Here is a 5,608-nt window from a genome sequence, read left to right as displayed (position 1 = left end):
CCGTATGTGGCGATCAAGGGCACGTACCTGGTGGCGGCTGATTCGGCGCTGACCCAGGTGGCGCAACTGGATGCGCCGGGCAAGCGTATCGCCGTGGGACAGGGCGCGGCCTACGACCTGTACCTGAGCCGAACCGTGCAGCACGCCGAACTGGTGCGTGCGCCCACTTCTGCGGCGGCGGTGGACTGGTTTATCGAGCAAGGCCTGGATGCGGCGGCGGGGGTGCGGGATTTTCTGCAAACCCGTGTGTCTGCGCACTGGCGCCTGCTTGACGATAACTTCATGACCATTCACCAGGCCATGGCCGTTCCAGTGGCGCATGCAGCCGCTGCTGCGTTCGTCAAATCCTTTGTCGAACGGCAGAAAGCCAAGGGTGGAGTCAAGCGCGGTTTGCTGGACAGTGGGCAGAGTGCGGACTTACAGGCGTCGTAGGAACGACTTGACGATGTGGCGGGTGGCGTCGGTGGTGTCCAGTTCGTCCATGGCGCCGTAAGCGTGCCACCGGCAGTCAATGATCTCGTTGCAAGGGCGCGCCTCGCTGATGTTCACCACCGAGGCCTCGAACACGTGGTGCACGGTGTCGCGGGCCTTCAGCTCCTGCAAGTACAACAAACCATCCACATTCAACCCGGTTTCTTCTTCCAGCTCGCGTGCGGCGGCGCCGACCGGGCGCTCGTCACGCTCGACCTTGCCGCCCGGCAAGGCCCATTTCGAGCGGGCCTTGCGCACGAAGAGGATATGCCCCTGGTGTTCACAAATTACGGTTGCACGGATTTTCAATGTCTACACCTGCCTGGCCCAATGACTGTCATGAAAGTGTAATGCAATTGTCATGCTGATTCAGGCTGGCATGCACCAGCGGTGATGTGGATACTGCCCCCTTGATGAAAACGGACGAGGACAACTGATGAATACCGTACGTTGGGGCATGATTGGCTGTGGCAGCGTCACTGAACTCAAGAGTGGACCCGCCTTCTACAAAGCGCCAGGTTCGGCGCTGGTGGCCGTGATGGGGCGCCGTGAAGAAGCTGTGCGTGATTATGCGGCACGCCACGGCATTGCCCGTTTCTATACCGACGCCCAGGCCTTGATCGACGACCCCGAAGTGGACGCGGTGTACATCGCCACACCGCCCGACAGCCACCTCGAATACAGTCTGATGGTGGCGGCAGCCGGCAAGCATTGCTGCGTCGAAAAGCCCATGTCGCTGAATGCCGAGCAGAGCGCCTTGATGCAGCGCACCTTCGAGCGGGCCGGGCTGCACTTATTTGTTTCCTACTACCGCCGTTCGTTGCCGCGCTTCCAGCAAGTACGCGACTGGCTGCAGGCAGGGCGCATTGGCGAGTTGCGCCACGTGACCTGGAGCCTGTGCAAGCCACCGGCGGCCGCCGATGCCAGCGCTGCCAACTGGCGCACCGACCCGACTATTGCCGGCGGCGGCTACTTTGCCGACCTGGCGAGCCATGGGTTTGATTTGTTCCAGTACCTGGCCGGCGATATCGTCGAGGTCACCGGGTTTACCGCGCGCCAGGCCGGCAATTATGTGGCTGAAGATGCGGTAACGGCTTGCTGGACTTTCGCGAATGGCGCGCTGGGCATGGGTTGCTGGAACTTTGTCGCAGACCGGCGCGAAGACCGCGTGGAGCTGATCGGCAGCCGCGGCCGCATCACCTTTGCCGTGTTTGAAGACCAGCCGTTACGCCTGGAAGGTGAGGTGAATGAGGTGCTGGAAATACCCTGCCATGAACATATCCAGTGGCATCACGTACTGGCCATGAATGCGCATATTTGTGGCGAAGCCGAACATCCGTCACTGGCGATCGAGGCGCTGAAGACCGACCGGATCCTCGATAAGGTGTTACTCCGTAACCCTAATTTGCCGGGTTAATGGGGATATACCTGTTTTTTCTCTCAGGAATAGGCAAATGAAATATTGGATGCTGTTGTGGCTGTTACTGGCCACCAATGTGCTGGCGGCCCCACGTAGCCAAGGGACGCCTGGGGAGTTTGATTTTTATGTGTTGTCGCTGTCATGGTCGCCGACGTTCTGCCTGACGCACCCTGGCAACGAGCAATGCACGGGCAAGGGCTACGGGTTTGTGTTGCACGGGCTTTGGCCGCAGTACGCCAAGGGCGGCTGGCCCGCGTCGTGCGATACGCAATCGCGATTGTCGGCGGCGGACCTGGCCAAAGGTGCGCTGATCTTCCCCACGCAGGCGTTGCTCAAGCACGAGTGGGCCAAACACGGCACCTGCAGCGGGCTGGACGCTTCGCGTTACCTGGAGGCCACCGATACGGCCTTGGCCAACGTGCAGATTCCGCAGCAGTTGCAGCCGTTCAATGTGCCCAATTACATGGATGCACAAGCGATCGAGAGCCTGTTCCGCCAGAGCAACCCGGCCATGGGCAACCATGGCATGGCGGTCATTTGCAAAGGCAAGGTGCTGTCTGAAGTACGCGTGTGCCTGAGCAAAGAGCTGCGTTTTGCCGGCTGCCCCCGCAGTGTTAAGAGCCAATGCAGGGGCGGTGATATCCGCATTCCGGTTCAGCGTTGATCAACTGTCGGGGTGCAAGGCGATGGCGCCAACCGCCGTTGCACTCGACGCGCCGGCGCGATCCGCCAGGTAACGCGCCGGCGGCTGGCCCACGGCTTTACGGAACATGGTGATAAAGCCGCTGGCGTTCTCGTAACCCAGGTCCAGCGCTACCCGTTGCACGCTTTCACCCTTGGCCAGGCGTTGCAGTGACAGAATCACATGTAACTGCCGGCGCCAGCGGCCGAAACTCAAACCCAGCTCCTCCAGCAGCAGGCGCGTCATGCTGCGCTCGCTCATGCCGATGCGCTGTGCCCATTGTTCGAGCGTGGACTTGTCGCTGGGGTCTGCCAGCAAACTGTCGGCAAGGCGCCGCAGTCGCAGGTCCTGGGGCATGGGCAGGTGCAAGTCTTCAATGGGGGCTTGGGCCAGTTCGTCCAACAATGTGTTGATCAAGCGTCCCTGCGCACCGTTTTCCTCGTACAAGTGCGGAAAACTCACCGCCTTGCTGATCAACTCATGCAACAGCCCGGACACGGCTAACGTGCAGCCTTGGGTGGGCAGAGCGCCGGCGGCGTCCGGGTCGATCAGCAGGCAATACACCTCAGCCTCCCCGGCACCCCGCGCGGCATGGGCCAGGCCGCCGGGAATCCAGAGTGCGCACTGGGGCGGCACGATCCAGATGCCGGCCTCGATCTGGCAATGAATCACCCCGCGCAGGGTGTACATCAACTGGCCTTTGCGGTGCGAGTGCGGCGTATGTTCCCAACGCTCGGACGTGCTGGTGGCGCCTACGGCGACCACTGCGCGCGGGATCAGGTCGGCGTCCCTGGACCGGGACAGGTCGCGTTCTTCAAGGCGGTGGCGTTGCATGGCGGATTCGCTATTTGGCCGAATTGCGAAATATTCTGGCTATTCTGTGCAATGCCGTCCAGTCGCAAGATCTCTATAGTGAGAGCCACTCTCATTCAGGAGCTTTGCCATGCGACTCGACAGTTCAACCTTTCCCGTGGTGAAAATCGTGTTTGACGCGCCTAACGAAGGCGGCCCCGAGGATGCTTTTGCGGTGTTCGAAAGCCTGTTGGCTCGCCAGCAAGCGTTTGTGCTGCTGCACGAAAAAGCCGTCGACGAAAACAACCACGAGCACTCTCACGAGGAGCGCAAACACGCCTCGATCTGGATGAAAAAAAACAAACAGGCGTTGCGCACTTACGTCAAAGGCATGATCCAGGTGGAACCCAGCGCCGCGCAACGCCTGGCCCTCAAGCCATTTGCGCTGATGTTCGGCAAGGCCTGGGGCTACCCGCTGCTGGTGGTGGAATCCAGGGAGCGCGCCTGGGCGCTGGCGCGGGATGTACTCGATGAGCAGGTGTCGGATGTGGCGCATTTTTGAAGTGCCCGATCGTTGCGCTATCGTTCCCATGCTCCGCGTGGGCATGCATCCTGTGACGCTCCGCGTCACGACTTCAGGTGCGGGACGCGGAGCGTCCGAGGCGGCATTCCCACATTGGTTGAATGGTGTGCTTGCGGACGCATTAAAGTATCCTCCGCGCCCCGCTTATCACTGATTCAATAAGAATGACCGGACAAGACATGCAGGCACTGCTGGAATCGATCCTGAGCGAAGTTCGCCCCCTGATCGGCCAGGGTAAAGTCGCCGACTACATTCCCGCACTCGCCGATGTACCTGCCAATCAGCTTGGCATCGCCGTGTACGGCAACGATGGCTCGGCCTATTGCGCAGGCGATGCCGACACGCTGTTCTCGGTACAGAGCATCTCCAAGGTGTTCAGCCTGGTGCAGGCCATCGACCATGGCGGCGAAACCATCTGGGAGCGCCTGGGCCACGAGCCTTCGGGCAACCGTTCAATTCCATGGTGCAGCTGGAGTTCGAACGCGGCCGCCCGCGCAATCCCTTCATCAATGCCGGCGCCCTGGTGATCTGCGACATCAACCAGTCACGCTTCGCCGTGCCGATTTTGTCGATGCGTGACTTTGTGCGGCGCCTGTCGGGTAACCCGCAAATCCTGGTCAACAGCGTCGTCGCCGACTCCGAGGCCCAGCACGGCGCGCGCAACGCGGCCATGGCCTATTTGATGAAGTCCTTCGGCAACTTCCACAACGACGTCGACGCGGTGCTGCACAGTTACTTCAACTACTGCGCGCTGCAAATGAGCTGCCTGGATTTGGCCCGGGCATTCAGCTTCCTGGCCAACGAGGGCGTAAGTGCCCACAGTGGCGAGCAGATTTTGACCGCGCGCCAGACCAAGCAGGTCAACTCGATCATGGCCACCAGCGGGCTGTATGACGAGGCGGGCAACTTTGCCTACCGTGTGGGTTTGCCGGGCAAGAGTGGCGTCGGCGGCGGAATTGTCGCCGTGGTGCCGGGGCAGTTTACGGTGTGCGTGTGGTCGCCGGAATTGAATGCGGCGGGGAACTCGCTGGCGGGGATGAAGGCGTTGGAGTTGCTGAGCGAGCGGATTGGGTGGTCGGTGTTTTGAGTGCCTGGGGATTCACGCTGATGCATGAATCCCCTTGCTGATCAGGACCTGTGAGGCTTCACGAACAGATCAAGCATCAAAAACAATGCCCCGGCTGTAATTGCGATATCGGCAATATTGAACACGCCGGTATGTGTTGGCCCCACGTTCAGCACCATGTAATCCACGACATGCCCGTCGCGAAACACACGGTCGATCAAGTTGGCGATACCGCCCAAGGCAATCGCGTAAAGCGGCAAGACTTTACGCAGCGGCTGGCTCCAGTTGGAAAGCGACCACCACATGGCCCACGTCACCACGACGGCTACGCCAACGATAAAGATCAGCTGTTTGACCTGCGGCGGCAATGCGGCGCCCAGGCTGAGGAAGGCGCCTGGGTTGAGGCTCAGTTCCAGCGCAAGGTTGAGAGGGCTGGAGCCAATTTTGAAGCTGCTGGCTTGCAGCGAAACCAGGGCCAGCAGTTTGACTAGCTGGTCCACGGCAATAAAGGCAATGCCGGCGAGGAGGGCGAAGGTGCGGCTTCGTAGAAGGGGCGAGGTACTCAAGCGGTAACTTCCGGTTCCGGTCTGCCGA

The 5,608-nt window shown here is 60.7% G+C and carries 7 protein-coding genes and 1 pseudogene; 5 read left to right on the top strand and 3 right to left on the bottom strand.

The window, feature by feature from the left end:
• Nucleotides 1-432, top strand: a 432-nt coding sequence (locus FEM54_RS22725) for a type 2 periplasmic-binding domain-containing protein (protein ID WP_477749737.1), incomplete at its 5' end; no start/stop codon positions are given.
• Here the strand turns inward: FEM54_RS22725 and FEM54_RS22720 are convergent.
• Nucleotides 418-780: an NUDIX hydrolase gene (locus FEM54_RS22720; protein ID WP_017136876.1), complete on the bottom strand. Its 363-nt coding sequence runs from the start codon at nucleotides 778-780 to the stop codon at nucleotides 418-420. The genes FEM54_RS22725 and FEM54_RS22720 overlap by 15 nt on opposite strands.
• A gap of 127 nt (nucleotides 781-907) precedes the next feature.
• Here FEM54_RS22720 and FEM54_RS22715 point away from each other — a divergent pair, with 127 nt between their 5' ends.
• Nucleotides 908-1,888 (top strand): Gfo/Idh/MocA family protein, encoded by a 981-nt coding sequence (locus FEM54_RS22715; RefSeq protein WP_099547789.1) that lies wholly within the window; start codon nucleotides 908-910, stop codon nucleotides 1,886-1,888.
• Nucleotides 1,889-1,925: 37 nt separating this feature from the next.
• Entirely contained in the window at nucleotides 1,926-2,555 is a 630-nt protein-coding gene (locus FEM54_RS22710) for a ribonuclease T2 family protein (RefSeq protein ID WP_099547790.1), read from the top strand.
• On the opposite strand, the gene FEM54_RS22705 is transcribed toward FEM54_RS22710, so the two are convergent.
• Nucleotides 2,556-3,407 carry an AraC family transcriptional regulator gene (locus FEM54_RS22705; RefSeq protein ID WP_017136874.1) on the bottom strand — a complete coding sequence of 284 codons (852 nt, stop codon included), beginning with the start codon at nucleotides 3,405-3,407 and terminating at the stop codon, nucleotides 2,556-2,558.
• A 109-nt stretch (nucleotides 3,408-3,516) separates the two neighbouring features.
• Here FEM54_RS22705 and FEM54_RS22700 point away from each other — a divergent pair, with 109 nt between their 5' ends.
• Nucleotides 3,517-3,927 carry a hypothetical protein gene (locus FEM54_RS22700; RefSeq protein WP_099547791.1) on the top strand — a complete coding sequence of 137 codons (411 nt, stop codon included), beginning with the start codon at nucleotides 3,517-3,519 and terminating at the stop codon, nucleotides 3,925-3,927.
• A gap of 200 nt (nucleotides 3,928-4,127) precedes the next feature.
• A pseudogene (gene glsB / locus FEM54_RS22695) lies at nucleotides 4,128-5,035 on the top strand (glutaminase B).
• A gap of 41 nt (nucleotides 5,036-5,076) precedes the next feature.
• On the opposite strand, the gene FEM54_RS22690 reads toward glsB, so the two are convergent.
• Complete coding sequence (locus tag FEM54_RS22690) at nucleotides 5,077-5,580, bottom strand: signal peptidase II (RefSeq protein WP_138453155.1); 504 nt, start codon at nucleotides 5,578-5,580, stop codon at nucleotides 5,077-5,079.
• Between the last annotated feature and the right edge of the window lie 28 nt (nucleotides 5,581-5,608).

Source organism: Pseudomonas edaphica, assembly GCF_005863185.1.
GTDB classification, from domain to species: Bacteria; Pseudomonadota; Gammaproteobacteria; order Pseudomonadales; family Pseudomonadaceae; genus Aquipseudomonas; species Aquipseudomonas edaphica.
The sequence above is the reverse complement of the archived record's forward strand: the minus strand, read 5'-3'. Positions and strand labels throughout refer to the sequence as shown.

What these genes read in the sequence shown, in the direction of transcription:
- FEM54_RS22715 (WP_099547789.1), top strand. Translation starts at nt 908, where the DNA reads ATGAATACCGTACGTTGGGGCATGATTGGCTGTGGCAGCGTCACTGAA.
- FEM54_RS22710 (WP_099547790.1), top strand. Translation starts at nt 1,926, where the DNA reads ATGAAATATTGGATGCTGTTGTGGCTGTTACTGGCCACCAATGTGCTG.
- FEM54_RS22705 (WP_017136874.1), bottom strand. Translation starts at nt 3,407, where the DNA reads ATGCAACGCCACCGCCTTGAAGAACGCGACCTGTCCCGGTCCAGGGAC.
- FEM54_RS22700 (WP_099547791.1), top strand. Translation starts at nt 3,517, where the DNA reads ATGCGACTCGACAGTTCAACCTTTCCCGTGGTGAAAATCGTGTTTGAC.